The sequence below is a fragment of the Mycolicibacterium agri genome (assembly GCF_002553505.1).
Lineage (GTDB): Bacteria > Actinomycetota > Actinomycetes > Mycobacteriales > Mycobacteriaceae > Mycobacterium > Mycobacterium agri.
The window spans coordinates 1-24,925 of record NZ_PDCP01000008.1 but is presented as its reverse complement, the minus strand read 5'-3'; the positions used below and the strand labels follow the sequence as shown (position 1 = coordinate 24,925).

Sequence of the window (24,925 nt, the reverse complement as noted above, 5' to 3'; positions counted from 1 at the left end):
CGCTGATACGACGGCGGAATTGCTGCAACATTTCCTCATGAGCTGCGATTGGGGGTCGCACAAGGGCTGACCAGATTGGGCACGACTGGCATGGGGAGGAACGCATGCGCCAGCCAGCTACCGCATTGGCGGTTGCGGTCATCTGCGCCTCGCTCGTCGGGTGCGCAAGCAGGGTAAGCCACGCCGAGCCGTCGACGACCGCGCCGAAGCTGATTCCGCGCCCGCTTGTCGAGCGGGAGCTGCCGGGGTTGCTGCTCAAACCCGAGCAGGTCGACGCCCTGATGGGCACGACGGGGATGGCGGTCACGCAAGAGCAGAGCACGATGTCCGACAACAGCGCCACCATGGCGCCGCCGGAGTGCCTGGCCATCGACGGCGCGGCGGAGGCCCCGGTCTACGCCGACAGCGGCTACTGGGCCGAACGCGATCAGAGCATGAACAACGGCGACAACTTCACGCACTACTTGAAGCAGGCGGTCGTAATGTATCCGACCATGGAGAAGGCCGGCGCCTTCTTCGACGCGGCCGCCGAGCGCTGGCCGGCCTGCCACGAGTACACCCACACGCAGAGCGGGACAAAGTGGTCCGTTGGACAGATCTCCAACGTTGATCGTGTGCTGAGCACAATTGCGACGCAGCACGACGCCGATTCGCCCGGCTGGGCCTGCGGGCACGCGCTGGCGCATCAGAACAACATCATCATCGACGTGAACACCTGCAGCGCCAACCCGGCCGACTCCGCCGTGAAGATCGCGCGGCAGCTCGCGGCCAATGTGGAAGCGAAGTGGTGACGGCGGCTCGTTTCCCCCGCGAGACGGACTCCACGCAGGGCCTCACTCGCACATCCGCTGCCTAGATTCCGTCTCGGCGAAGGGACGACGGGGTCTAGCGCGCTCGCCTCGCGAGACGGAATCCACGCAGGGCCTCACTCGCACATCCGCTGCCTAGATTCCGTTTCGGCGAGGAACTGGGCCGCGAGACCCGCTAGGCCGATTTCGCGTGCGCCGATCGGACCTGGTCACACGCGCTGAGGACGCGCGACCACTCGGCCTGCGTTGGGCGCACGCCGCGATCCGCGAGGGCGTCCGCGCTGACCACGAATCCCGGGGTGATGGGCGCGAGCATTCCGGCGAGTTCGGCGATGCGGCCCGCCGGGCTGTCCTCGAAGCTCTCGAAGATGCGCTTGGTAAGCCACCTCTCCGCGGTGTCGATGCCCGCGATCACGTCCAGCTCCGGCACGCGGAGGGCACCGCCACACCGGCTGACGTGTTCCTCGAACCCGTCCTCCCAGACCTCGATCTGCCATCCCGGCCACAGCTCGGGCAGTGCGCGGAATACGCCCATCGTGTCGGCGGTTTGCCAGGCGCCCAATGTCTTTCGGTGCATGTCGATGTGAGCACCGCCTTCGGGGATCATGCCGAGCCTGATGCGGCCGACCCCCTTGCCTGGCAGCTTGTTCAGAAGTGCCGGCCCGTGCCAGGCCAGGCTGAGGTGCCACTTCAGCGGCCAGAAGCGCAGGGCATCGTCGGCCTCAACCACAGAAATCAAGTGGCACAGATTGTTTCGCCGTCGGACGAGCTTGAGCTCAGGCTGTCGACCCCACTTGACCGGCGGCAGGTCGGCTCCGACGTACCCCGCGAGTTCCTCGGTTCCGTCGTACGCCCAACAGATCTCGTAGCCGGGCCACACGATAGGAAGCACATCCATCAGCGCGCGGCGCTCGTTCATCGTCATCATCAGCGGCTCGCCGAAGAACAGCACCCGCTGACGATCGAGATCCACCACGGCGCCGCCGTCGGCCCACAGCGGATCGCACCAGTCAGTCTTCTTGCAGCGGCGCAACGAGGCGGCGTAGCGCAGCGCCAGCTCCGGTCCGCCGATGAGCGCGTCGAGCATGCGGCAGCCGCCCCAGTGCGAGTAATACAGCTGCCAGTCCTGATCCTCGACGACGACGAAATTCGCCCTGTTGCCCATGTCCCCCAGATCTCCGATGACGCGGCCGGCTCGCGCGTCGTTGAATCGAGTGTCGGCCGTGCGACAGTGAGACGGGCCGGCGCAGCCCCAGCCTGTGGATAACCAAGCATTTCAGCGATGACCGAGGCGCAGACATGAAGTCGTGGCGCGAGCACCCCCGAAAAACCCCGGCCACATGGTCGACACCGCTGCTCTTTCAGGTGGTCTGCGGTGTGTTCCTCGCCGCGATGCTCGTGCTCGGCAAGATGGGGCTCCGCGACAACGACACGGCCGCGGAGGGACACAAGGTCCTCACGGCGGCTGTCGTCGCAGCCGTCGTCTGTGTTCTGGTGTCAGTGCCGTTCCTGGTTTCTCGGGGCCGCCCCGCACTGCGCGGCGTCGGCGTCGGCCTCGCCACATCTGCAGTCATTTTCCTGATCGGAGCGGCACCCTATGTCTACTGGCTCTACTGACATCCACCGCGAACCGGTTGCGTCGCAACCGCGTTACGGCCCGGCGGTTTTCGTCGCGATGGCGGTCAATGTGTTGGTGCTGGAATTGCTCACCTGTGTGCTGATGCTGACCGCGTGGTTCTTCCTGCCGCTGATCGCGCTGCCCGTGATCAGCGTCGACGTTCTGGTCGCATGGGCGCTGACTCGTCGCGGCGGCATCGCGGCCCAGATCGGTCGTGGAATGGCAATCGGCTGCCTCGCGCCGGTGCTGACCATGGTGCTCTTCATCCCCGGCTGGATCATCCACAAGAACTTCTCGTACTGACGGCGCGGCGGTCCTTGGTGTCAGCGAGGCCAGACCTGGGAATGCTCATTCCGCCCGCGCGGGCATGCACATAGATTGACCCGGGTAGGTCGACATCGGAAGTGGAGGCCATGACGACGGCGAAGACGGCGAAGCAGACGACGTCGACGTGGGCCCCGCTTCGCTCGCCGATCTTCCGTGCGCTGTGGATCGCGCAGTTCGTCTCCAATCTGGGCACCTGGATGCAGACGGTCGGCGCGCAGTGGATGCTCGTGGGCGATCCGCGGGCCGCGGTGCTGGTGCCGCTGGTGCAGACGGCCACCACGCTGCCGGTGATGCTGCTGGCGTTGCCGTCGGGGGTCATCGCGGATCTGGTCGATCGGCGCCGGCTGCTCATCGCGACGCAGGGCGCGATGGCGGCGGCGGTGGCGCTGCTCGCGACGCTGACGGGCGCCGGGCTGACCACGCCGACGGTGCTGTTACTGCTGCTGTTCCTCATCGGCTGCGGGCAGGCGTTGACCGCGCCTGCGTGGCAGGCGATCCAGCCGGATATCGTTCCCGCCGAACAGATCCCGGCCGCGGCCGCGTTGGGCAGCATGAGCATGAACGGTGCGCGGGCGATCGGTCCGGCGATCGCCGGAGTGCTGGTGTCGCTGGCCGGGCCGACGGTGGTGTTCGCACTGAACGCGGTGTCGTTCGTCGGCATCGTGATCGTGCTTCTCATGTGGCGCAAACCCGCTCTCGAGAGCAACTTCCCGTCCGAGCGGGCGCTGGCGGCGCTGAGCAGCGGTGGCCGCTACATCCGCCGCTCCCCCATCGTGCGGCGCATCCTGCTGCGCACGGCGTTGTTCATCGCGCCGGGCAGCGCGCTGTGGGGGCTGATGCCGGTGATCGCGAAACAGCAACTGGGACTGTCATCGGTGGGCTATGGACTCATGCTCGGCGCGCTGGGAGTCGGCGCGGTGAGCGGCGCGCTTGTGTTGTCGCGGTTGCGGTCACGCTTCGGCGAGAACCCGTTGCTCATCGTCGCCGCGTTGGGCTTCGCGGCGTCGACGACGGTGCTGGCGCTGGTGCCCATCTTCGGGGTGGTGCTGGTCGGCCTGCTGGTGGGCGGTGCGTCGTGGCTGTTGTGTCTGTCGACGCTCAATGCGTCGATGCAGCTGAGCCTGCCAGGGTGGGTGCGAGCCCGCGGGCTGTCGGTGTATCAGCTGATCTTCATGGGCGGTCAGGCGCTGGGCTCGGTGTTGTGGGGCGTGCTGGCGGGCGCGACGACGAGTGTGTACAGCCTCCTGGTCAGCGCGGGAATGCTGGCGTTCTGCGCGCTGTCGATCCTGTGGTGGCCGCTGCATGCGCGCACTGGGCGGCTGGACCTGACGCCGTCGACGCACTGGCCGGAGCCGAACCTGGTGTTCGAGCCGGAACCGGTCGACGGACCGGTGCTGGTGATCACCACCTACAAGATCGACCCGAAGGACGAGGAGGCGTTCCTGAAGGCGATCGCCGTGATGGGGCGGTCGCGGCAACGCACGGGCGCGGCTCGGTGGCGGTTGTACCGCAGCGTCGAGCAGGAGAACACCTTCGTCGAGACATTCATGGTCCGATCGTGGGGCGAGCATCTTCACCAGCACTACACGCGGCTGACCGGTAATGACCTTTTGATCGAGCGGGCCGTCGAGCAGTTCGTCGACCACGAGCCGGTGTCACACCATCTGATCGCGGTGCGCGATCTGCGCTGAAGCCGTCTTGTTGCGTCGGAAAATTCGTGAAGATGGCTGCACGTTTCGGCGATAGGTTTGACGGATGGGCGACGACGTAGCGGCTCCCGACTATGACGATGTGAAGCAATTGCTGCTGATCGAAGGGCTGCAGGACTGGATTCACCTGTCCGAGATCCACTCCAACTTCGGATTCATAAATCACACTTCCAAACGCCCCATCGCCGAAATCCAACAACTCACTCTGAGGCTGATCCGCGAACTCGTCAGCGAGGGCCTATTCGTGTTAGGTGTGCCGCAGAAGAGCGCGCCGGGCGGTTTCAGGAAGTGGGACACGCCGCTGGATGAGGCGATGGCGATGATCGAGCGCAAGTACGTGACGAACTTCGAGGACCGGTGGGGGTGGGTGACGTGCGCGTGGCTCGCCCTCACTGAGAAAGGAAAGACGTTGGCGCAGGAGCGTTATCACGCTGACGATCCATGACTCGATTTGCCGTCGGGTAGCTGCGGTGTAGTTATGGAGTGATCGCGCCGCGTGGATTAGCCACCGTCCCTAGAAGCCCGCCGATGACAGCGACTCCGCCGACAATGACGCCCCCGACTGCCTGGCCCGCGTCGAGGAGACCCTCACCGACCTCGGGACGTCGCCAGGTGTCATCCGAGGCGGACGGCGGCGGGTCTGGTACGTCCGGCAGAGATACGCCGGGCAGGATCGTCGGTGCCTGGATCGGTGGGTGAACAAGTGGCGTAGACGGATCCTGCAACCACGGCGGCAGCCCATTCGGCTCGAAGATCCCGGTAGGAGGCAACGCCGCCGGCGGGTGAGTCAGCTGCGGTGGAAGAACTTGGACCGACGGAATGCCAGTGGGCGGAGGAAGTTGTGGAGGGTCGCCGATGATGGGCGGAAAGTACGGCTCATATGGGGTGTGCGTCTTGGTGTAGTCGTTCGGATACCAGACGTCGATGGTGTCTCCCCACTTATCGCTTTGGCGGAATCCGATCCGCGTGCCATCTGGAAGTACACGCACTGGGCCCTCATAATCCTGTGGGGGTGCCTCATCGGCAGCATTCCGAGTGAGGTAGTCCCATAGACGTCTCGTCGAACCTTCGTCCCAGATTTCTTTGACCCTCGAACTGGTTCCGACGCCGTTTGTACCTCTTTTCCCGCCATTAGGTAGCGGGTCGAGAACTCTCCTGACGTCTTCAGCGGATTCGACCGGCGGCATCCGTCCAGGCGTGGGGTCTGGCGGAGGTGGTTGCGGCGGACCATCTTTCAGGATGCGGTTGTCGACGGCGTAAATCGCTCCGTCGTGCTCGTGGTCGGACTCGGCCGAATCTGTGAAGGTGAGGGTGCCGACCCCCTCTGCAGCTGAGGTTATTCGACCGGCGACTTGTTGGTCGAGTTCAAGCAATTCCTCGATATGGTCGCGCAACTGGCGACCGAGTTCTCGCGCTTCCGCTTCAGCCGCCGCTATCTCGTGTGCACCAGCGCGATACGTTGTGAGTGAGAAGTCCTCACCTACGGTGAAACCGGCTGCTTCTGCGGCAGCGACGACGGCGAGTACTCGTTGCCGCGCTGCCCAGAGTTCTTCAGCGGCGGCGCGAGCGATGGAGGACGCGTTGTAGAGCTCGTCAGCGACAACGCGCACCCGACTCCGATCCGCGTGAGCCCGATCTTGAGCAGCGCTCGCGGCCGCTCCCTCCCATGGCGTACCGCCCGGCGAATGCGTCAGCCGCTCGATTTGCGTGAAGGCGTCGTTCCACCGGTCAGCCGTTCGAGACCAATGAAGCGCTGCCTCCGTAAGGTATTCGCTGTCCCAGCAGCGGACCTGGGACAGCGTCAGACCCATGGCGCTGCAGGGTGCTTGCAACTCACACCCCGAGTCTAAGAGCCCCAAACAGTCACCTATACACAAATTTTTACCGTTGGAAAGCTGTTACCAGGCACCTCCGTCGAGGAGGTAGCGTCGTGGAGTGGACAGCGATATGGGTGCTTCCGAGCATGATGTTGTGTGAAGGAAGCGCTACTGATCGAAGGGTTGCGGGACTGGATTCGTCTCGGAGAGATCCACAGCGCGTTCCTATTCGAGAACCACACTCGCAAGCGATCGGTGTCCGAGGCGCAGCAGCTGACGTTGAACATGATCCGCGAGGTCGTCAGCGAAGGCTTGTTTGATCTCGGCGAGATCGTCGACCGAAGCCATTCCGGATTCAGGGCATGGGATCTCACTCTCGATGAGGCGATGGCCAAGATCGAGAAACAATACGTCGCGAACTACGACGATCGCTGGGGCTGGACGGCTTGCGCATGGCTACAGCTCACCGAGAAGGGGCGTGTCCTGGCGCTGAGGCTGTATCATGCCGACGATTAGCAGAGCGCGACCGCGACGTTGCCGCCCTTATCTGTCAACTGGCGGTTGCCAAGACCTCCCTTCGGTAGTATCGGGCGTTCTTGTCGATGAACGCGATCGCCTCCGTCGTGAACTCTTCTGGGGTCCCGCTTCGCGCGTGCGCGAACGGAATGAAGGCACGCAAGAGATCGGGAAGCTCTAGGACACACTGCAATACGAATTCACCGGCCCAATAGGACGATCCGTCCATCAGTTGGTCGATTCGCGTCGTGCTCCAGCGCAACGGGTCACCGTTACCGGAGTCCACCAGCTCGTGCAACATCATTCGGCACTCGTAATCGTCGAAAGGTGCTCCTCCTGGAGTGGTGAAGAACGCGTCGAACAGCTCATTGAGCTTGGCCCAATCCCACTCGGGGCGTTGGTACTTCTGCCCGCCTTCGGGTAGGTGGCTCACGAGCCATCGGACCAGTGGCAGAGTTTCCGGCCATCGATCCGATTTGCGCGGAAGCATTGGCTGATCGAGCCCGTGTCGAATCCATGCCCCCGCGTCTGCCAAACTCATGTCGACGAAATTGAAGTGTGAATTGTGTTCGATCGCAGACGCAACGAGCTCGTCGATCGATTCTGACGTGAAGTCGATCTTGCCTATCTCGAACATCGTGTTGTGGTCGAATCTGACCATGCAGGTCATGTCGTAGCGGCCCGCGATCTGTGTACCGATCAACACCTCCTCGATGTCTCCGAGTACATGCGTCGCTCTGACTACCCGGCGGATTCGGATGTCGGGCAGACGTGCGATCCACTTCGGCAGTGGGTGTTGACGTGCTGAAACCTCTCTCCTGCAGTTCACCTGCCACTCTGGGTGATCAACGATAAGTTCGGCCAGCACGGCGAGGAGCGCGGTAATCTCGCGACACTTATGCCCTATCAAGCCGGCGAGGAAATCGTCGAGATCCGGCGGCTCTCGCGGTCCCGGCTCGAGCAGTGCTAGTCGGCCAGGCGTCAGGGCCGAGACCAGATAGCTGGCTGCGGCGAGCAGACTGAGCGGATGCCCTCTGGCTAGGGCGCCCCGGATCAGACTGTCGAGGAAACCATCGTCGTCACGCGGCTTGCGTTCGTAAGCCGCCATTCGGCTGGCGTCGCGCCGTGCTTGTTTCATTCGGCGCCGCTTGCGTTTGTCGCTCACGCGCGCACGCTACGACCGACCACCGACATTTCGGTCCGCCCGACGTCGAAGCCGCTACACAGGCGGATACGATCGCTCGCAACCTTGACTGGAGCGTGCGCCCACTGCGACTGACAAGCCGCGCGGGAACTGGCCGCAGCGACGGCTCAGGCAACCTGGCTGACGTGCGCGGCCGACTCACCGATGGTGGCCTCGGCCTGGTCACCGATCATGGTGCGCAACAACTTCTGATGCTCACGCTGGCCCCGCTGATCGGCGCGCTCGAGCCCGCCGGGCAAGGTCAGCGCGGCAACGCTGCGGGCAAGGTTCACCGGCAGCCGCAGCAGCGGATACCACGGCAACGCGTAGGACGGCAGGCCCAGCGCCTTCACCGTTCGAGGCCCCAAGAATGCGCTGGTGATCGAGAGGTGTTGTGCGCGTGCGAGTCTGCGCCGCAGGCCCGGCAGCGAGTCATAGTGCCAAGCCAGCGGATCCTCGACCATGGGTGCGGCCAACTGCTTGCTGGACTCGTCGGGCTCAGCCAGCGCCGACAACGTGTGCGCCAGAACGCGGACGCTGTCGCGGAAACTCCTTGGCAGCCACCGGTCTTCGACACCGATCAGCCAGCCGACGTAGCGGGTGAGATGCGCGACCGCGCGGTACTCCGACGGTGAGAGCACCACGCCCATGCCCGCGGCGCCCACCGCAGGCGCGACCAGGGCGCCGACCAACGTCGCGGCCATGTCGGTCTGGTTGACGGGCAGGCCCCACTCGTCGGCGCGCCAGTCCGGCATCGCCGACACGTGCCTGCGGACGAACGAATGGATCAACCGCACGCGGATGGTCGACCGGTACCCGACACCGAGCCTTTCGAGCCCGCCTTCTGCGATGACGTCCATGGCCCACTGCATGGTTTCGGCGAAGCGCTTGTTGGAGCCCTTCTCCAGCGCACCGGTACGCAGCAAGGTCTTGTTGAAGCCGGAGAACTGATAGCCCCCCAGCAGGGACACGTCGCGGGCGACGTACATGCCGTCGGCGCCACCGCGGCGCAGCGCCCGCTGGCCCTTGCGCACGGTGTCCATGTCGACCCAGTCGGGCAGCTTCTCGTAGGTGTCGAAGAACTCCCGCAGCGGTTCGGGAGCGTCGGGGACGGTGCCGATGCCGTCGCGGAGTGCCCGTTCGAACAGCGGACGCGTTCGCTCCATGCCGGCGTCCGCCATCCACGCGACCAGGCGATCCATGGGCTCATCACCCACGGTGAGGCGTTCCCCGAGGACCCGCCACTCCTGCGGCGTCGGGTTGCGAATCGCCAGCGCCGTCGCCATGGCCCGTACGCCGGCTGGGATCGGCCGGGGACGGTCCGGGTGGCGCGCCGGGATGGCCACACTCATCGCCGCCCTCCTTCAACTTTTGACAACGTCTGTAGTCAAAAGGCTAGGCCGCGGCGTGAGTGCCTGTCAACGCAGGTGCGTCGACGGCCCGAAGCACCGCCCGAGGTACCGCTTACTCCCCCGGCAGACTCAGCCGTCGCGCAAGGTCCGGGCCACCCACCTGACGGATGAACTCCGGCTCACCGCAGACGACCAATTGATCGCGGGCTCTCGACAATCCGACATACAGGCGCTCGCGCGAGCGGTCGAACTGGCTGGCCTCGTTGACGACAAGCACGACGGCGCGGCGCTCAAGGCCTTTGAAGCCGAGCACGTGGCCGTAGAACACCTGGTCGGTGTCCCAGAAGGTGTCCCAGTACGCCTTGTGGCCTTCCTTCTGCCGCTCGGCCTGCTCCGGATGCCGGCTGCCGGTGGTCAGCAGCGCGAGATCCTCAGGGCGCCAACCCGCTTCGAGCAGTGCCTCGATCTGGTCGTCGCCGACGCTCAGCGCATCGTCGCGGCTGCAGGCGACGAACGACACCGCAGGCCCCTCCCCGCCGAGGAACCGCATCGGATGATCGACCAGCGGCTGAAAGGCGTTGGCGATCTGCCGGGTGTTGCGCAGGTTGTGGTCGAGGATCAGCGGCACCAGCGGCACCGGCGGCGAGCCGTACCGGTTGAACACGCGCTGGCCCTCGTCGGTGAACACGTACAGCCCGCCCTCGTCGGGGTCCTTCAACGCGATCAGCATGGGTTCCCACCACGAGTCGGCGAAGTCTTGCGCCTCGTCGACGACGATGGAGTCGAAGCGGTGTCCGATCTCGAGTTCCATTGCCAGCTCAGCCATTTGCCGCGGCAGGTCATGTTCCCAGAACTGGACGGTCTCCTCGGTGCGCAGCGCTTCGTCGGGACCCTCCGGCGCGCCCCACTGCATGCCGAGGGCGTGGAATTCGCCGACGTAGGCGGGTTGTTGACGGCGCGGCCAGGTCGCGGTCACGCGTTCCAGGTACGACGCGAGCCCGTGCGAGTAGCAGACCAGCGCGACGCGCTGCCCGCGTTGCGCCAACCGCCGCGCCTGTTCCATCGCCAGAAATGTCTTGCCGCTGCCCGCGCCGCCACGGACCTCGATGCGGTTGAGCAGTCGGATGGCGTCGAGGATCACGCCCTGGTGTTCGGTCAGTGTGTCGGCGGCATCCTCGTTGGCCAGCGCCCGGGCGACGACGTCGCGCTGCGGTAATCCCCTGCCGCTGAGCGCCGTCCTGATCTGCTCGATGCCGGTCGTCGTCAACAGTGGCCGATCGAGCTCCTGACCGAGCAACACGTCGCGCAGCTTGGCCACCATGGAAGGAAGGTCGTTGCGATCGATGACTTTCCACCGGGGACAGTCCGCCAGCGCGAAGCCGTCGGGCAGTTCGGTATTGGGTAGCACGACGACGTGGTCCCAGCGCAGCCTGCCCTGGGTCCAGCGCGGGTCCTTCTCGACGTAGTCCCTCAGGGCGTAGCAGGCTTCGCGCGCCTGCCGGACGGGCTCGATGGTGTGCTCACGCCCGCCGCGCTTCTGCCGCCAGCCGTGACCGTCGTGCCACACCTCGCCGCCCTTGACCTCGAGGCAGACGATGCCCGCGCCCTCGATCGCGACGACGAAGTCGACCTCGTGGTCCTTGAGATGGTCGGTGACGCGCTGGCCGGCGACGACGAGGTCGTGCGGTTGACGCTGCTCGATCAGCGCCTCGTAGACGCGGCGCTCGGCGCGATTGGCCAACCGGGGCGTATCCGAAGGGGCGATGGTCACCGACACACCGGCTCTCTGGTGTCGCTCAACGACGGCATTTCGGCCCCCCTCCGGATGCATTCAAACCGATGGTAGCCGCAGCTTAGCTACGTCAACTGACGTCGGCGTCATCAACTTGTCGGTGGTCGGGTTTACCGTTTGCCTCGACGCACGAATCTAGGGGGGAGATCATGCGTAGAAGTGGGGTTATTGCCAGCGTGCTCGCGGTGTGCGGGGCGGTGGCGTTGTCGGTTCCGGCCCAGGCTGACGAGTTGGACTTCATTAGCCAGCTCGACAGCGCCGGGGTGTATTACGAGTCGATCATCGACATGATCGACATCGGCAAGCAGGTCTGTCACGAGCTGCGCAGCGACGTGACGCCGCCGGTGGTGCTCGGCAAGCTGCAGAACAGCGGGTTCGCGGCGGCCGAGTCGGCGATCGTGTTGATGGCGGCGGTGGACAACATGTGCCCCGACACCAAGGCGACGGTCGTCGAGTGGGCACGCGCCAACGGCTACACCGGCCCGGCGTAAGGCGGGCGCGACGATGCACACGCACACGTTCAGCGTGATCGATCTGATCAATCTCGTTGCCGCCGAGCATGACTGGGATCTGTGGTTTGACTCCGGCCCGGGCGATACGCGAGAGCTGATCTTCTGTCGGCCGAATCGGTTCGGTGGCGACCTCGAGGTCGACATCGTTCTCGACTTCACCGGTCGGGTCGAGCTCTCGGAGTACCGCCGCGGCGGCGAGCTGCTCCGCCGCAATGCCGTGGACAGGCGGATCTCGGCCGCCGACGTCCACGTCATGACGCTCGAGCTGTTCAAGCAGTAGCCGCTGCAATCGCGCTTGACTGATCCCAGATGTTGGCGTCCGGCGAGGAGCGACCCCGCTTCCCGTGCCAGCACTTGGACAGGTTGGTACGCGACGATGACGTCGGAGGAGCCAACGATGTGTGGAATTTTCGCCGCGATGACGCGCGACGGCCTGCCCGGTGACCGCTGCGATCAGCTCAAGCTGCTGGAGCATCGCGGACCCGACGGCACCGGCACGTGGACGTCGCGGGACGGCAAGTGGACGCTCGGGCACACGCGGTTGTCGATCATCGGCCTGCGCAACGGCAGTCAGCCGATGACCAGTCCGGATGGCGCGGTGCATGTGGTGGTCAACGGCGAGTTCTACGGCTACCGCGAGATCCGTGAACGGTTGCGGTCGAGTGGCTATCGGTTCTCCACCGACAGCGACAGCGAGATCGCGCTGCACCTGTATGACCAGCGGGGGATGCAGGCGGCGACACAGTTGCGCGGCGAGTTCGCGGTGGTGATCGCCGACGAACGCCAGCGGGCCATGTTCGCGATCCGCGACCGCTTCGGGGTCAAGCCGCTCTACTACACGGTGGTCAACGGCGAGGTGTTCTTCGCGTCGGAGATCAAGGCGCTGCTGGCGTTGGGTGTGCCGGCGGCGTGGGATCTCGAGGGCGCGATCGGCGGTATGGGCAGGTCGCACGAGATCACGGAGTTCGCCGGGATCAGCACGGTGCCGCCGGGGTGCTACGCGATCGCCCGCGATGGTCAGGTGCGCATCCATCCGTATTGGGATTGGAAGATGCCGACGGCCGAGCAGATGGCCGTGGACACGCGCAACGAGGCGGAGGTCGTCGCCGAGTTTCGGGAGGCGCTGCGGGATGCGGTGCGGCAGAGGCTGGTTGCCGATGTGGAGGTGGCGTCGTATCTGAGTGGCGGTATCGACTCGTGCGCGGTGCTGGGGCTGGCGCAGCAGGAGATGGACCGGCCGATTCGGGCGTTCACGTTGACGTTCGACAACGCGCTGTATGACGAGGCGAGCATCGCGGAGGCGCAGGCCAAGCACGTCGGCGCGACGTTTCACCCGATTCCGATCACGGGACGCGAGATCGCCGAGTCGTTCGCCGACGCGGTGTGGCATTCCGAGACGCAGATGTTCAACGGCCATGGGGTGGCGAAGTTTCTGCTGAGCCGCGCGGTGCGCAACGCGGGCATCAAGGTGGTGTTCACCGGCGAGGGGTCCGACGAAATGCTGGGCGGTTACCCGTATTTCCGGGTCGACGCACTGAACAACGACCCTTCATTGAGATTAGGGCAACGGTCGGCGCTGCTGGACGAGATGTTGGGCGCCAATGCGGCGACGCGGGCGTTGATGATGCCGGAGCAGGTGGACAGCGCCGAGATGCGGGCGGTGCAGCGGAGGTTGGGCTGGTTGCCAGCGACGCTGAATGTGGCTGCGAATCAGGCGAAGAGCGTGGCGCCGTTGTTCCGTGATGATCTGCCGGCGTCGGTGCGGGAGTTTCAGCCGCTGGTGTCGGCGTTGGATCGGTTGCCGCTTTCCCAGCGGATCGCGGGCCGCGACCGGTTGAATCAGATGCTGTATGTGAACGCCAAGACGGTGATGCCGAACTTCATCCTGAACTTCCTGGCGGATCGGATGGAGATGGCGCATTCGATCGAGGGCCGGGTGCCGTTCCTGGATCACCATGTCGCGGACGCGGCGGCGCGGGTGCCGGTGAGCATGAAGGTCAAGGGAATTCGGGAGAAGCACGTGCTGCGGGAAGCCACCAAAGACGTGTTGATCCCCGAGGTGTACGACCGGCAGAAGCACCCGTTTTCGACGCCGCCGACGCGCGATGCGAACGATCCGATGATCGAGTTCTACCGGGATACGTTCGCGTCGCAGGCGGCGAAGGATCAGCCGATCTATGACATGGCGAAGGTGTCGACGGCGCTGGATAAACTGCTCGACTACCCACCCGATCAGCGCATCGCGGTGGAAGGCAACCTGCAGCGGGTGGCCAGCGTCGTGGTGATGCAAGAGCTGTTCGACATGGCGTGAGGTCTTCGGGTTCGGAATCCCGCGATTCGAGGTTTCGACGGCCCTGCAGGCGGGTACGGGCGCGGTGCCGAGCGAGCGCTCGGGAGAGTGACGGTGCGACATGGACGTTGACCATCCCGAACGCGATCAACGGTGGGACGTTCAGGCGCGCGGTGAGACGGAAACGCAACGGCTGGACCGCAATTGGAACAACCTGCTACAGGAACTGCGTGTCACACAGACCGGTGTGCAGCTGCTTACCGGGTTCCTTCTGACGCTGCCGTTTCAGCAGCGCTTCGACCGCTTGGACGGGCTGATGCGGGCGGTCTACATCGCGACGGTGGCGTGCTCGCTGGCGGCGACGATCGCGTTGGTCGCGCCGGTGGCGATGCATCGATTTCTATTCCGGCAGCGCAAGCTCAGGGTCTTGGTGTCGGCGAGTCACCGCCTGGCCATCGGCGGACTCGCGCTGCTGGGCCTGGCGTTGGTCGGTGTGACGGTCGTCGTGGTTGGCATGGTGTACGGCGAGGGAACCGCATTCATTGCGGGCGGGATCGCCTTGATCGGCTTCGTAGTCGTGTGGCTGGTGTTGCCGTTGGTCTTGCGGGGCCGCGATCGCGCCGAAGACTCGGTCTGACGCGGCCAGCGTCTAAGACCATCAGCCGCGGGAGCTGACGGCGCACGCCGCCGCGGGCCGCATCCGCGTCGAGACCACGCGTTACAGCCTCGAGGAACGCAGCGGGCGTGGCGGGCGCAGACTGAGGGGCCGCGCGTGAAGATCGGTGTCGAGCCGTCAGCGTGCTCGACTAGTCATTCGGGGCTTCGAGGATCAGGCCTGCACGATCGGCCAGAAGAGGTGGAACAACCGCACTTCCCACCCGGCCGCGACGCGCCCCGTGCGGGTGCGCTCGGCGATGAGCGCGCCGACGATGGCGTCGACGAGGGTCGCGGCGTCGACGTCGGCGCGAAACGACCCGTCGGCTTTGGCAGCGTCGATCACTGATTCCAGATCGGCTCGCTGCCGGGCAAGAATGCGGCGGAAGGCCTTGCTGAACTCGGGGTCTTCTTCGGTGAGCAGGGCCGCCAGGCCGCCGAACCCAATGCCGACTTCGATGATCTTGACGGATTCTTGAATGAGCCAGCGCAGGCGGTCGGGCGCCTCGGCGTCGGCTGCCAGCGGTTCGGGCGTGGTGACTCGCGATAACGCTGCGGACAGCATGTCGCGCCGGTTGCGGTGCCGTCGGTAGATGGTGGTCTTGGCGATGCCCGAGCGCTTTGCGACCGCCTCGACCGTCGCCGATTTGGGGCCTTTGGTGCGCAGTAGCGCCAAGGTGGCGTCAGCGATGCCGTCATCGACCTCCGGACGCTGGGGCATGCGTCGTCCTTTCCGGCGGGAATATGCGGCCGGGCAGATACGCTACACTAGGCGTAGCGCTACGCTACACGTAGCGTTTTGTTATATGACGGCGAGTTTTCGAGGTGATAGGCATGCGGGTAAGGCGTGATGAATTGATGACGTATGTGGCGTATCTGATGCTATTGCTGACGTTCGTCGCGCTCGGGATGTTCGTGTACGCCCTGGCGGCGGAGAGCCCGCTGACAGGTGTCTTCGGCGCCGGCATCGTCGTGCTGATGATTGCGGCGGCTGTGGGGTTCCGGATCGGCGCTCGCGTGCGGGCCCAGTCCAACGACAGCGGCATCGACATTCCCAGCGAGAACATCTGGGCGCGGCCGCTGCGGCGCGAGCAGATCGACCGTTATCTGCAGAACTACCGCGCCGTGCGCGAGAACCACGAGCAGCTGTTGCAGGCCGTCGCCGTTCCCGGCGGCGACACGACGAAGCTGATGGAGCGGCGCGCCGCGTGATCATCGCAGCGAGCCCCACCGCTCGGCCAGCGCGTAGAGTCCTCCGCCGACGGTTGGCTGTGCCGATGACAGATGTGGCTCCGCGGCGCCGCGATACGGTGGCGCCCGGCCTTATCTGCGAAGCAGCGGGCAGCTAGTACATCGAAGCAGGATGCCGACTTCTGCGACAAGTTGTTCTGCGGTGAGGCAACTTTTGGCGGGGTCTACCTTGTCAGTCTCCATAAGGAAACAATCTTCCCCAGAGCGCCAGCGAGCGTCTGTGCGATTTGCTAGCCTGCGGTCGCGATGGACGCGACAGACGTAGCTGAATCGGCGACAGTGCCCGATACGCTTGATGAGTGGCAGACGCTGCTGGAGCGCGCATTCTTCGCTCGTCGGGATACGTCTGCTCCTTTCATTTTCGACCTCGAAGTGTCCGACGAAGTTAGGCAATGGACGGGCGAACTGAATCTGAGCGCCAAGCTCGGCCAGATTGTCGCAGCGAATGTCGACCTCAATAGCGCCAACGATGTGTTCCGGCCGTTGAAGGAAGCATGGCGGCAATGGTCGGCTGGTAGCCGGACCTCCGTTCCGCCAAATCTCGCGGTCCTGGCGCTGAGCGTAGCTGCTGCCAGCCAAATGCATCGCGACGCTACCGCAATTAGCCAGGCCTATTACTACCGCTTAGCTCAACTGTTAGCTCCGCAAATGTCACACGACGACTTGATGGTGCTTCGCGGGCGACTTGACGAGAGTTTCGGTGTAGTGGCGCAGTGGTGGCGCGAACTGAGTGACTGGGTGGATGCCAACCCGCAGGTCGGCTTCAATACCATCCGGGGACACCAAAGCCTCACTCGAATTGGCTATCCGATATCACAAGCCATCATCCGGCGCTCCGACCGCATGAGGTTAACGCGCTTCTTCGAAAAATTGGATCTCAAGAATCTCGGTGTCCCGGACAAGGCGACGCTTCTATCGCACTTTGAAATTTGGTCGGCCACCCCGCGAGACCTGTCCGCCACCTTGCTAGCAGCGCTGGCAGACCAATCGCGTCGTCTGGTGCTCGCGTCCTACCTCCACCGGCTTGCGAGCGAGTGGGACGGAGTAGTACTCACACCCGAGGGCGCCACCCAGTTAGACATTCGGTTCGTCATCGATTTCGACGACTTCACGTCGAGATGGGCGATCACCAAGCAACCTGGGAAGCCACGGCTGACTGTCGAGATCAACGACAAATCAGTGGAGCTTACTTCTCCAGAATATGGCGCCTATTACCACTGGCATGGACCAATGCCACCTGTCCAAGCTTGGCGTACGACCCCTTCTGTCACAGCCAAAGGTCCAGGAGTCGCTGGCCGTTTCGTCTTTCCACCGCTGCAACCAATGCGTGCACATCCTGATGTGGGGTGGATATCCGTCGACAATGTCGAGCCGTACACCCCGCACGTCCTCTTGGTCGCACCGGGGTGGCGGTCCCAGATTGAGAGGGTACTTAATGCCGCGGCACGCACGGGCTGGCGTCTTGTGGAACAGAAGCCCGGCGCTCAACTAGTTGTCGGCCGCCTCATTTACATAAGGGTGGAGATCGAGGACGTCGGCGCCTTTAAGAGCGCATTGACCAAAATCGATCCGTCACTCGCGCGAGCCCTGAGATCATCTGCGAGCTTGCGTCCCCGTTTAGTTAATGGGTTGCAGATCTTCACGAATTTGGGATCAAGGCACTACGTCCAAGGAGGTGAACCGGACCTCTTACTCCCCGCCGGGGATACCCCTAGAACGGTTCCTGCATCGCTCGATGGAACGCCGCAGGCACACCCCTTCCAAGCAACGGGCTTCCCTATTCCATTGCGCCGTATCGGCCCCCTCGAAGTAGGTACGCATGTGCTCGATGTTGACGGCGAGAAGATTACCTTCGACATCCACACGCCCAACGAAACGCAAGCAGGCCCATCCAGCACGCTCGGATGGGTGTGCGCCAGTCAGACAAATGAGATCGCTATGGTTGCAATGAACTCCGTTGGCTTGACAGCCATATCAGGAGCGGTCGTAGACGGCAACGTTCGGGAACCGCATCTCCTTCGCCGGGTCGGCCGACAATACTCTGTAGTAGATCGGCGTGGTATGGCCAAAGCCATCGCTCCGCCGCCACCCAACCCTCTGTTCGAGCAGGTAGGAATACCAGATTCACCCGTGTGGGAGTACACGGCACCAGCGGACGCCATATGGCTCTTTGAAGAACGCGTCAACGGAGAGATCTCGGCGCATCGCCTCGGCTATGCTGAGCCGCTTTTCGGCGCCCTTGACTCAGATTCACAGCGCATCTGGGCTCGCGTTTCAGAACAGATGCGCGGTACGAACCCATTGCTGGACATCTTTCTGCGGGCATGGGATAGGTGCAAGCAACATGCTCGGTGAGCTGCTTGGAGAATGGATGCGCCTAGCTAGACAAGGATCGATATCTCAGTACCGGCAGAAAGCCATCTGGCTCGCAGGCACGGCAGACCTCCGACTAGATAAAGGGGAGCCGGGTCGATGGCTTCGCGACCTTTCTGACCGAGGCTACCTCGAACTTGACTGGCAGCAGGGGCGATGGACTTCCAGTCCTCTGGTCGTGACGAAACTGCCGAACTCGGATGGTCTTGCGATAATTGCTGGCTTCGTCCGCCCCGGTTCACTCGAAGCTTTGAACGATGTGGATGTCGATATACACGTTGTGAACTGCACGCCCTCTCGTGATCGCACTCTCGCCCGCCCTGCGGTGATGTTTCTCCAGTACGCCTCAAGTACGAATCTTGAAGACGCGGCCTCTGCGATTGACGCAACCTATGTCCCTTGCAGTGCTTTGCAGTTGGCACCGAGGCTTAGCACCGTCGCACTCGGCCGAGAAAGCGCGCCCCCAAATATGCAGAACGACACAATCGCGTACTACGACGTCGTCCGCCTCCGCTGGTCTCCGCCACCGCCCGGGTTGGCCAAGCCGGGCTTATATCGATACGAGGGCAACGGACATCAAAACTTCCTCTGGTACGAGGGTGACAGTTGGCGGCATTGCGACATGTCTGCTGGCATTTGGACGGCGCTTGCCCGCTCGGGTACCAACGCCATCCGATGGCGTCCGTACCTGGGTCACGATCCAGAGACTGGGCAAGGAACACTATTCACTGACCTTGGTGCGCCTCTCCCACCACTGCACCGCAGATGCTTAGTTCTGTGTAGCGGAAAGAGCCCTGTGATCAGTTTATCCGCGGGTACAGCACGATACGACAACGTGCCACGCGAGATTGCGGACGTAATGTGGCGAACGCTCGGTCAGCGAAGTCGCATCGTCACACCCGGTCAATCGCCCACGCTTACTTAATGAGTGCAACCGAGAGACATGATGTCGCCTGATCAGAAGCCGGATCTCGCCACTAGTTTCGACCGACTACGTGACGCGTTCTTCCGCTACTACAACACACCTTTCGGCCTCGCTAGCGAGGAGCTTCAACGAGAGCGCCAAGCTCTCCTCGACCGCGACAACGGCATTTACCGTATGCCGCTTCTCGAGCTGCGGCCCGAATACAAGACCACCGGTCGAAGTCTGGCTGAGTCCGCGGTTGCGGCTGGCTTGAGTACTGAGATTGCAGAATTCGCCGCTGCGGGGTTGATTCCGGCCGACCGACAGCTCTACACCCATCAGGAGCTCTCCCTGATACGTGCCGCGAAAGGTGACCGAAACATAGTCATCACTGCGGGCACAGGATCAGGGAAGACGGAATCGTTCCTCCTTCCCATTCTCGCTTCGCTCCTAGAGGAGTCGAAGCGGTGGAGCGGACAGCGTGGATCTGCCGTGGATTGGTGGACCGGAGAAGGAGATTTCGTCTCGCAACGCAGCGGTGAGAGCGGCCGGACTGCAGCGGTCCGCGCAATGATTCTTTACCCGATGAACGCACTCGTAGACGACCAACTAATCCGACTCAGAAGAGCGCTCGATAGCGATGAAGCTCGCGCGTGGCTCAACGTGAACCGGCTGGGACACCGCTTCTATTTCGGGCGGTACACGGGTGCCACACCTGTTACAGGCAACCCTAGCGACTCCCGTGCCGTAGCCGATCTCCGGCGCTATTTGCGTGCAACCGATCAACGCTCGCGACGGGCTCAACAGATCGGTGGGGAAACTCAGTACTTCGTGCCGCGCCTTGATGGTGCAGAGATGCGTAGCCGCTGGGACATGAGCGACGCACCTCCGGACGTCGTTATCACGAACTACAGCATGTTAAATGTCATGCTCCTGCGATCCCGGGATCGACAGTTCTTCGACAAGACGCGAGCATGGCTCGACGAGCACCCCTCCAACAGGTTTACGCTCGTCATTGACGAACTCCATACTTATCGGGGCACCGCTGGCACAGAAGTTGCTTTACTCATTCGGAACCTGCGGAACCGCCTAGGACTAATCGATCAGCCGGAGAAGTTGCGTGTATTGGCGGCGTCCGCGAGCCTCGACCCTCTACGGGACCGCGCATACATCGAGCAATTCTTCGGTTTGCCCGAGGCGAGCTTCGATTTTCTTCCAGGTGAACATGTACAGCCGCAAAACGCGAATCCCGATATCAGCGATGCGGCCGCCCTATTGGCCGGTGCGCGCGACGGAGCGTCAGCGCTTTTGGCAGCAGAATCAGTTGGTGCGCAACAAGCTTTGCACGCAGCATTTTTCGAGGGAAATGTGAACGGGGCACCGAAGGCAATGACCCAGGACGAGCTAGCCAAAATGCTATTCCCGAAGACCGACACCCATGTCGCTTCGGACGCTCTGTCTAGCCTCCTCCGCGCCCTGCCACACAGTAAAGGCCGTGTTGGCTGGCCACGACTGCGCGCTCACCTCTTTTTCAGAAATGTACCTGGGATATGGGCTTGTACAGATCCGCGCCGACATTCCGACCTGGCTGATGAAACCGGAACGCGGTCAGTCGGACCACTTTTCGACGAGCCTGTCACGAGATGCCCGTGTGGAGCTAGGGTACTGGAGCTTCTCTACTGCCAGAACTGCGGCGACGTCATGCTCGGCGGATTCGTCCAAGCCGGAGCAACCCAGCAAGAAAGCCTTAGCGCCATGATGCTCGCCGACGTCCCAGAATTATCAAAGCTTCCAGACCAGGTTTCTCTGGAACGTACTGCGAACAACTATATTGTCTATTGGCCCCGTACTAGTCGACCCGAGCTAGACGACCTCGACTGGAATGCCGACGGTGGAAACGTCAGGTACGAATTCCGACGTAGCATCCTGAATCCAGGAAACGGCGGGGTGACGAACGCGCGGCAAGGAAAGCCTCATAGTGGCTGGACTTTCCACGCACGGTCCAGGATCGACAGGAACGGGAAACCGAAGCGCGACCCGAAGTCACTGTCGCCGTTTCCTACTCAATGTCCAAACTGCGGAGACGATTGGGAGATCAAGTACGGAAAGGGCGGAAGGCGGCTTCCTCATACTGATCCGGCGCGGCAACGCAGTCCTATACGAGGAATGCGGACTGGTTTCGAAAAAATCAATCAGGTTCTTGTTACAGAGCTTATGTCTCAACTTCCCGAGACTGAACGCAAGGCTATCGTCTTTACGGATAGCCGACAGGATGCAGCGAAACTCGCAGCAGGCATGGGGTTACGGCACTATCAAGACCTACTGCGGACACTGCTCTACGATCGCCTCGCGGAGACTGAGGACTGGCCCACTCTACTTGATCGCGCAAGCAAATTGGTGCGGGACGGTGACAAGTCGGAGGCAAATAAGAGGGCGAGAGACCGCCTCCGTGCCCGGGACAATGGCGTATACAGTCGGCTAACCGATCTTTGGCGTGGAGAGGAAGACGAGGCCTATCCCGGAGAGATGCTTCAGCTCGAGAACCAGCTGTCCGCGCCCCAGACCCTCAAGCTGCTCGCCGACGATGTCGGCCAAAAAGCGCTTGAGCTCGGAGTCAATCCTGGTGGCACTCATGCATCGCTTCAAACGCATTACGACAAATCCAAGGGGCGGCGTATTGGGTGGTCGACTCTACTGAATTGGGACCTCCCGCCTATATCTACACGCGGTGGACTAGATGAAACCGAGAAGCAATGGTGGAGGGATATACAAGAAAATCTACACAAAGAGGTAATCGAGGGTCTCTTCTCCGGTGCAGGGCGTGATTTCGAGTCAATCGGGCTGGGATGGCTTGCGTTGACGACGGATTCGCGGGATCTTGCCGAGGAGCCAACGTCAGTAGTAGCGTTGTCGCGGACGAGCCTTCGTGTGCTGGGAGACGCTCGCCGATTCTTCGGCATTCGTGACCCTCGCGATAAGCCCCCTGTCAAGCTGAAGCTGTACTGGGAATCCGTCGCCAAAGAACACGATCTGGAAGTCAGCTACGTTCAAGAGACCGTAATGGCCTATTGGGGGGACGCGGTTCGCGATTATTTGATCTCTCCTAATCACGTTACTTTGAGACGCCCAGGCGAGTACAGCTGGATTTGCGAGAGTTGTCGTCGGCAACATCTGCACCACGGTACCGGCATCTGTACTCGATGCCGGCGGCGATTGCCCGCTGATCCGGCACACGTGAAGGTCAGTCAAGATTATTACTCTTGGAAAGCGACAACTGGACAAGGCCGATTCCGTCTTTCAGTCGCGGAACTGACAGGTCAAACTGACCGAGTTGACGCTCAGTCGCGCCAATCTCGCTTTCAGGACGTCTTTCTGGAAGGCGATGAGAACAGTCGTGCTGACGGTCTCGACCTCCTGTCCGTCACCACCACGATGGAGGCCGGCGTCGACATCGGTTCTCTGGAAGTCGTGGTTTTGGGCAATATGCCCCCAACCCGATTCAACTACCAACAACGAGTTGGTCGAGCAGGCCGACGCACCTCGCCGCTAGCTACAGCTCTGACTGTCTGCCGAGGACGCTCGCATGACGAATATTATTTCGCCCGCCCGTCATTGATAACCAACGAGCCGACACCACAGCCGTACCTTGCCCTCAACCGCAAGGAAATTTTCAGGCGGACGCTAAGTGCCGAAGCGTTGAGATTGGCCTTTGACGAGATCGGCCCGAACGCAGTTGCGTCAGGACTATTGACAGACCTTACGAACAATTCTCATGGCCAATTTGGCCTGGCCACCGAATGGGGGGCAGTTTCCGGTGCGGTTCAGACCTGGATCGATAACAACGCGGACCGGCTGAACAGTGTCGCGAGTGCTCTGACTTCCTTTGCACCTAAAGATATTTCAGAGTATCAATGGACTCATTGGCTGAGAACTACTCTGGTCTCCAAAGTCACTGACTGCGCAAATGCCGCTATCGGACACCCGGACCTAAGTCAAAGGCTTGCAGAAGCCGGCATACTTCCGATGTTCGGTTTCCCTTCAAAAATAAGGTACCTGTACCTCAACCGACCGAACCAATCGTACCCGTGGCCGCCACGGGGCGCTATCGATCGCGACCTCTCGATGGCGGTCTCTGCCTTTGCTCCGCTCAGCGAGGTCGTTAAAGACGGCAAGGTCTATCCTGTCGTCGGAGTGGCAGCGTTCCGGCCGACCAGGCCAGTTCAGTCAGAGGAAGATCCCCTCGGTCCACTACGTCATGTTGCGGTGTGCCGCTCATGTTCATACCTACACGAAGCACTCGACGGCACGGGCGGCGATGAAAACGAATCGTGCCCTCAGTGCAGCAGACCTCCCGGTGTCTACCAGTGGATACCACTCCGTCAGCCGCTCGGCTTCCGCGCCGGCACTCCTGAGGACTTTGACGGAAATTTTGCTTGGACCGCGCGTGCAATGGCTGCTCGCGCACTCACTGATCTGTCGAAGCTCGATGAGGTCCGTCACGGAGGCACCCTAGCGCTAAGCGGTCCCGGAAAAAGATTCGTGATTAACGACAATGGCGGCCGCTTACACCGTTTCCAGGTCAACGTTCCCACGCAGCGGACGGACTGGGCCGGATATGTGTCCGTCGAAGCAATTGAGAACGGCCTACTACCGAAGACAGCCGGATCAGGCGACGTTATCTCTGTCGCACTCGGTTCGGTTCAACCCACTGACTTCTTGTTCGTGGGGACCGAGAAACCGGTGCGACCAGAATCAGGTATCCGCCTAAGCCTTGACTCACTAGGAATACAACCCTCTGGTGCCGGTGAGACGGGAGAGGGGAGACGGGCCGCTTGGTATTCCCTTGCGTTCCTTCTCCGGACAGCCGCGGCGACGTACCTCGACGTCCAGTCACTCGAACTAACGGCCGGCATCTACAGCGGCGTGCTACGCGAAACCCCCACAACGATGGCTTTTCTCGCTGACACTCTCGAAAACGGCGCAGGTTTCAGCACTCACCTGGGGAAGCCCGGCATTTTTGAGGAATTCGTCGAAACGGGGGTCTCCAAGTATCTGGAATCGCTGAGCGCGCCTGATCACGCAAACGAATGCACCGCATCCTGCTACCGTTGCCTGCGCGATTACGGGAATATGGCTTACCACGCCCTACTCGATTGGCGACTCGCAGGGGATCTCTTAAAGGTTTTGATCGAGGGCACTTTAATCCCAGATGCCACCCGTGAGCGAGAATCGATTGACCGCTGGGCGGAAGCCTATAGCGCGGAGGTTGTCGACGATCTTGACTGTGCGGCAGCGACTTTCGAATCCCCCATGCATGGGAAATCGGCTGTGATCGCTAAGCACCCACTTGAAGCGACAGAAAAGGCACTCATTGCTCCGCGACTTGCCGACAGCATGGCGGCGCTCGAATGCAGATATCCAGGTGTGCCAGTCGTCTTCACCGACACATTCGTTTTAGATCGCGACCCCGCACATGTGCTTCAGCTCTTCGACGAAGCCCAGAGCAACCAGTCGTGACAGTACGCGCAGGCAGCGATGTCAGCGCGGTGTGGCTCTCAGCCACGTCGGCGGTTAGACTGCTCGCCTGTCCGGCCGCCGTATCACGTCTACCGCAGGGAAGTCGCCCTTCGCCGGAGCAGTCGGTGCCTAATAATGCTGGGTCCCTTGCACATCTCGCGGTTCAGCGATGGGTTGAATGCGGCGGTTGGCGCCCTCAATCTACTTCCCTATCACTCGTCGAGCCTGACTTCGGACACCATTGGCCGGTTTTTGAATCAGTAATGCGCTGACCTGCGGCTTCGCTGGGCTTAGTGCCCCG

Annotated in this window: 19 protein-coding genes; 13 read left to right on the top strand and 6 right to left on the bottom strand. The window is 62.5% G+C overall.

Annotation, left to right across the window (positions count from 1 at the left end):
* Positions 1–104 precede the first annotated feature (104 nt).
* Positions 105–791 (top strand): sensor domain-containing protein, encoded by a 687-nt coding sequence (locus tag CQY20_RS06270; protein WP_097939104.1) that lies wholly within the window; start codon positions 105–107, stop codon positions 789–791.
* 193 nt (positions 792–984) lie between these two features.
* Here the strand turns inward: CQY20_RS06270 and CQY20_RS35400 are convergent, their stop codons facing one another.
* Complete coding sequence (locus tag CQY20_RS35400; protein ID WP_165789241.1) at positions 985–1,974, bottom strand: hypothetical protein; 990 nt, start codon at positions 1,972–1,974, stop codon at positions 985–987.
* A gap of 134 nt (positions 1,975–2,108) precedes the next feature.
* Here CQY20_RS35400 and CQY20_RS06260 point away from each other — a divergent pair, with 134 nt between their 5' ends.
* The 4 genes from CQY20_RS06260 (at position 2,109) to CQY20_RS06245 (ending at position 4,908) form a co-directional block, all read left to right on the top strand.
* The gene (locus CQY20_RS06260) at positions 2,109–2,426 is read left to right on the top strand and encodes a hypothetical protein (RefSeq protein WP_097939102.1); all 318 of its coding nucleotides are present in this window, start codon (positions 2,109–2,111) and stop codon (positions 2,424–2,426) included.
* Positions 2,407–2,730 (top strand): hypothetical protein, encoded by a 324-nt coding sequence (locus CQY20_RS06255; protein ID WP_133119029.1) that lies wholly within the window; start codon positions 2,407–2,409, stop codon positions 2,728–2,730. Before CQY20_RS06260 ends, CQY20_RS06255 begins: the two co-directional genes overlap by 20 nt.
* A gap of 110 nt (positions 2,731–2,840) precedes the next feature.
* Entirely contained in the window at positions 2,841–4,445 is a 1,605-nt protein-coding gene (locus CQY20_RS06250; RefSeq protein WP_097939237.1) for an MFS transporter, read from the top strand.
* A gap of 64 nt (positions 4,446–4,509) precedes the next feature.
* Positions 4,510–4,908: a hypothetical protein gene (locus CQY20_RS06245; protein WP_097939098.1), complete on the top strand. Its 399-nt coding sequence runs from the start codon at positions 4,510–4,512 to the stop codon at positions 4,906–4,908.
* A gap of 31 nt (positions 4,909–4,939) precedes the next feature.
* On the opposite strand, the gene CQY20_RS34435 is transcribed toward CQY20_RS06245, so the two are convergent.
* Positions 4,940–6,274, bottom strand: coding sequence for a hypothetical protein (locus tag CQY20_RS34435; RefSeq protein WP_133119028.1), 1,335 nt, complete (start codon positions 6,272–6,274; stop codon positions 4,940–4,942).
* A 261-nt stretch (positions 6,275–6,535) separates the two neighbouring features.
* Here CQY20_RS34435 and CQY20_RS06240 point away from each other — a divergent pair, with 261 nt between their 5' ends.
* Positions 6,536–6,796: a hypothetical protein gene (locus CQY20_RS06240; RefSeq protein ID WP_234816124.1), complete on the top strand. Its 261-nt coding sequence runs from the start codon at positions 6,536–6,538 to the stop codon at positions 6,794–6,796.
* Between the two features lie 34 nt (positions 6,797–6,830).
* Here CQY20_RS06240 and CQY20_RS34430 read toward each other — a convergent pair whose 3' ends face one another.
* The 3 genes from CQY20_RS34430 to CQY20_RS06225 form a co-directional block, all read right to left on the bottom strand.
* Positions 6,831–7,961, bottom strand: coding sequence for a hypothetical protein (locus CQY20_RS34430; RefSeq protein WP_133119027.1), 1,131 nt, complete (start codon positions 7,959–7,961; stop codon positions 6,831–6,833).
* 146 nt (positions 7,962–8,107) lie between these two features.
* The gene (locus tag CQY20_RS06230; protein WP_097939094.1) at positions 8,108–9,331 is read right to left on the bottom strand and encodes an oxygenase MpaB family protein; all 1,224 of its coding nucleotides are present in this window, start codon (positions 9,329–9,331) and stop codon (positions 8,108–8,110) included.
* Positions 9,332–9,443: 112 nt separating this feature from the next.
* Positions 9,444–11,102: a nuclease-related domain-containing DEAD/DEAH box helicase gene (locus CQY20_RS06225; RefSeq protein ID WP_097939235.1), complete on the bottom strand. Its 1,659-nt coding sequence runs from the start codon at positions 11,100–11,102 to the stop codon at positions 9,444–9,446.
* Positions 11,103–11,272: 170 nt separating this feature from the next.
* On the opposite strand from CQY20_RS06225, the gene CQY20_RS06220 reads away from it, so the two are divergent.
* The 4 genes from CQY20_RS06220 to CQY20_RS06205 all read left to right on the top strand — a co-directional run bounded on the left by CQY20_RS06220 (position 11,273) and on the right by CQY20_RS06205 (position 14,562).
* A complete protein-coding gene (locus CQY20_RS06220; RefSeq protein ID WP_097939092.1) occupies positions 11,273–11,614 on the top strand; it encodes a DUF732 domain-containing protein in 342 nt (113 codons plus the stop codon).
* A 13-nt stretch (positions 11,615–11,627) separates the two neighbouring features.
* On the top strand, positions 11,628–11,915 hold the full coding sequence (locus CQY20_RS06215) for a hypothetical protein (RefSeq protein WP_097939090.1): 288 nt from the start codon (positions 11,628–11,630) through the stop codon (positions 11,913–11,915).
* A 117-nt stretch (positions 11,916–12,032) separates the two neighbouring features.
* On the top strand, positions 12,033–13,946 hold the full coding sequence (asnB, locus tag CQY20_RS06210) for an asparagine synthase (glutamine-hydrolyzing) (RefSeq protein WP_097939088.1): 1,914 nt from the start codon (positions 12,033–12,035) through the stop codon (positions 13,944–13,946).
* Between the two features lie 100 nt (positions 13,947–14,046).
* Positions 14,047–14,562 carry a DUF6328 family protein gene (locus CQY20_RS06205; RefSeq protein ID WP_097939086.1) on the top strand — a complete coding sequence of 172 codons (516 nt, stop codon included), beginning with the start codon at positions 14,047–14,049 and terminating at the stop codon, positions 14,560–14,562.
* Between the two features lie 192 nt (positions 14,563–14,754).
* Here CQY20_RS06205 and CQY20_RS06200 read toward each other — a convergent pair whose 3' ends face one another.
* Complete coding sequence (locus tag CQY20_RS06200; protein WP_097939084.1) at positions 14,755–15,300, bottom strand: TetR/AcrR family transcriptional regulator; 546 nt, start codon at positions 15,298–15,300, stop codon at positions 14,755–14,757.
* A gap of 113 nt (positions 15,301–15,413) precedes the next feature.
* On the opposite strand from CQY20_RS06200, the gene CQY20_RS06195 reads away from it, so the two are divergent.
* The 3 genes from CQY20_RS06195 to CQY20_RS06185 all read left to right on the top strand — a co-directional run bounded on the left by CQY20_RS06195 (position 15,414) and on the right by CQY20_RS06185 (position 24,624).
* The gene (locus CQY20_RS06195; protein WP_234816123.1) at positions 15,414–15,791 is read left to right on the top strand and encodes a hypothetical protein; all 378 of its coding nucleotides are present in this window, start codon (positions 15,414–15,416) and stop codon (positions 15,789–15,791) included.
* Positions 15,792–16,076: 285 nt separating this feature from the next.
* Entirely contained in the window at positions 16,077–18,185 is a 2,109-nt protein-coding gene (locus tag CQY20_RS06190; protein WP_097939080.1) for a hypothetical protein, read from the top strand.
* A gap of 961 nt (positions 18,186–19,146) precedes the next feature.
* Positions 19,147–24,624, top strand: coding sequence for a DEAD/DEAH box helicase (locus CQY20_RS06185; RefSeq protein WP_097939078.1), 5,478 nt, complete (start codon positions 19,147–19,149; stop codon positions 24,622–24,624).
* The last annotated feature ends 301 nt before the right edge of the window (positions 24,625–24,925 follow it).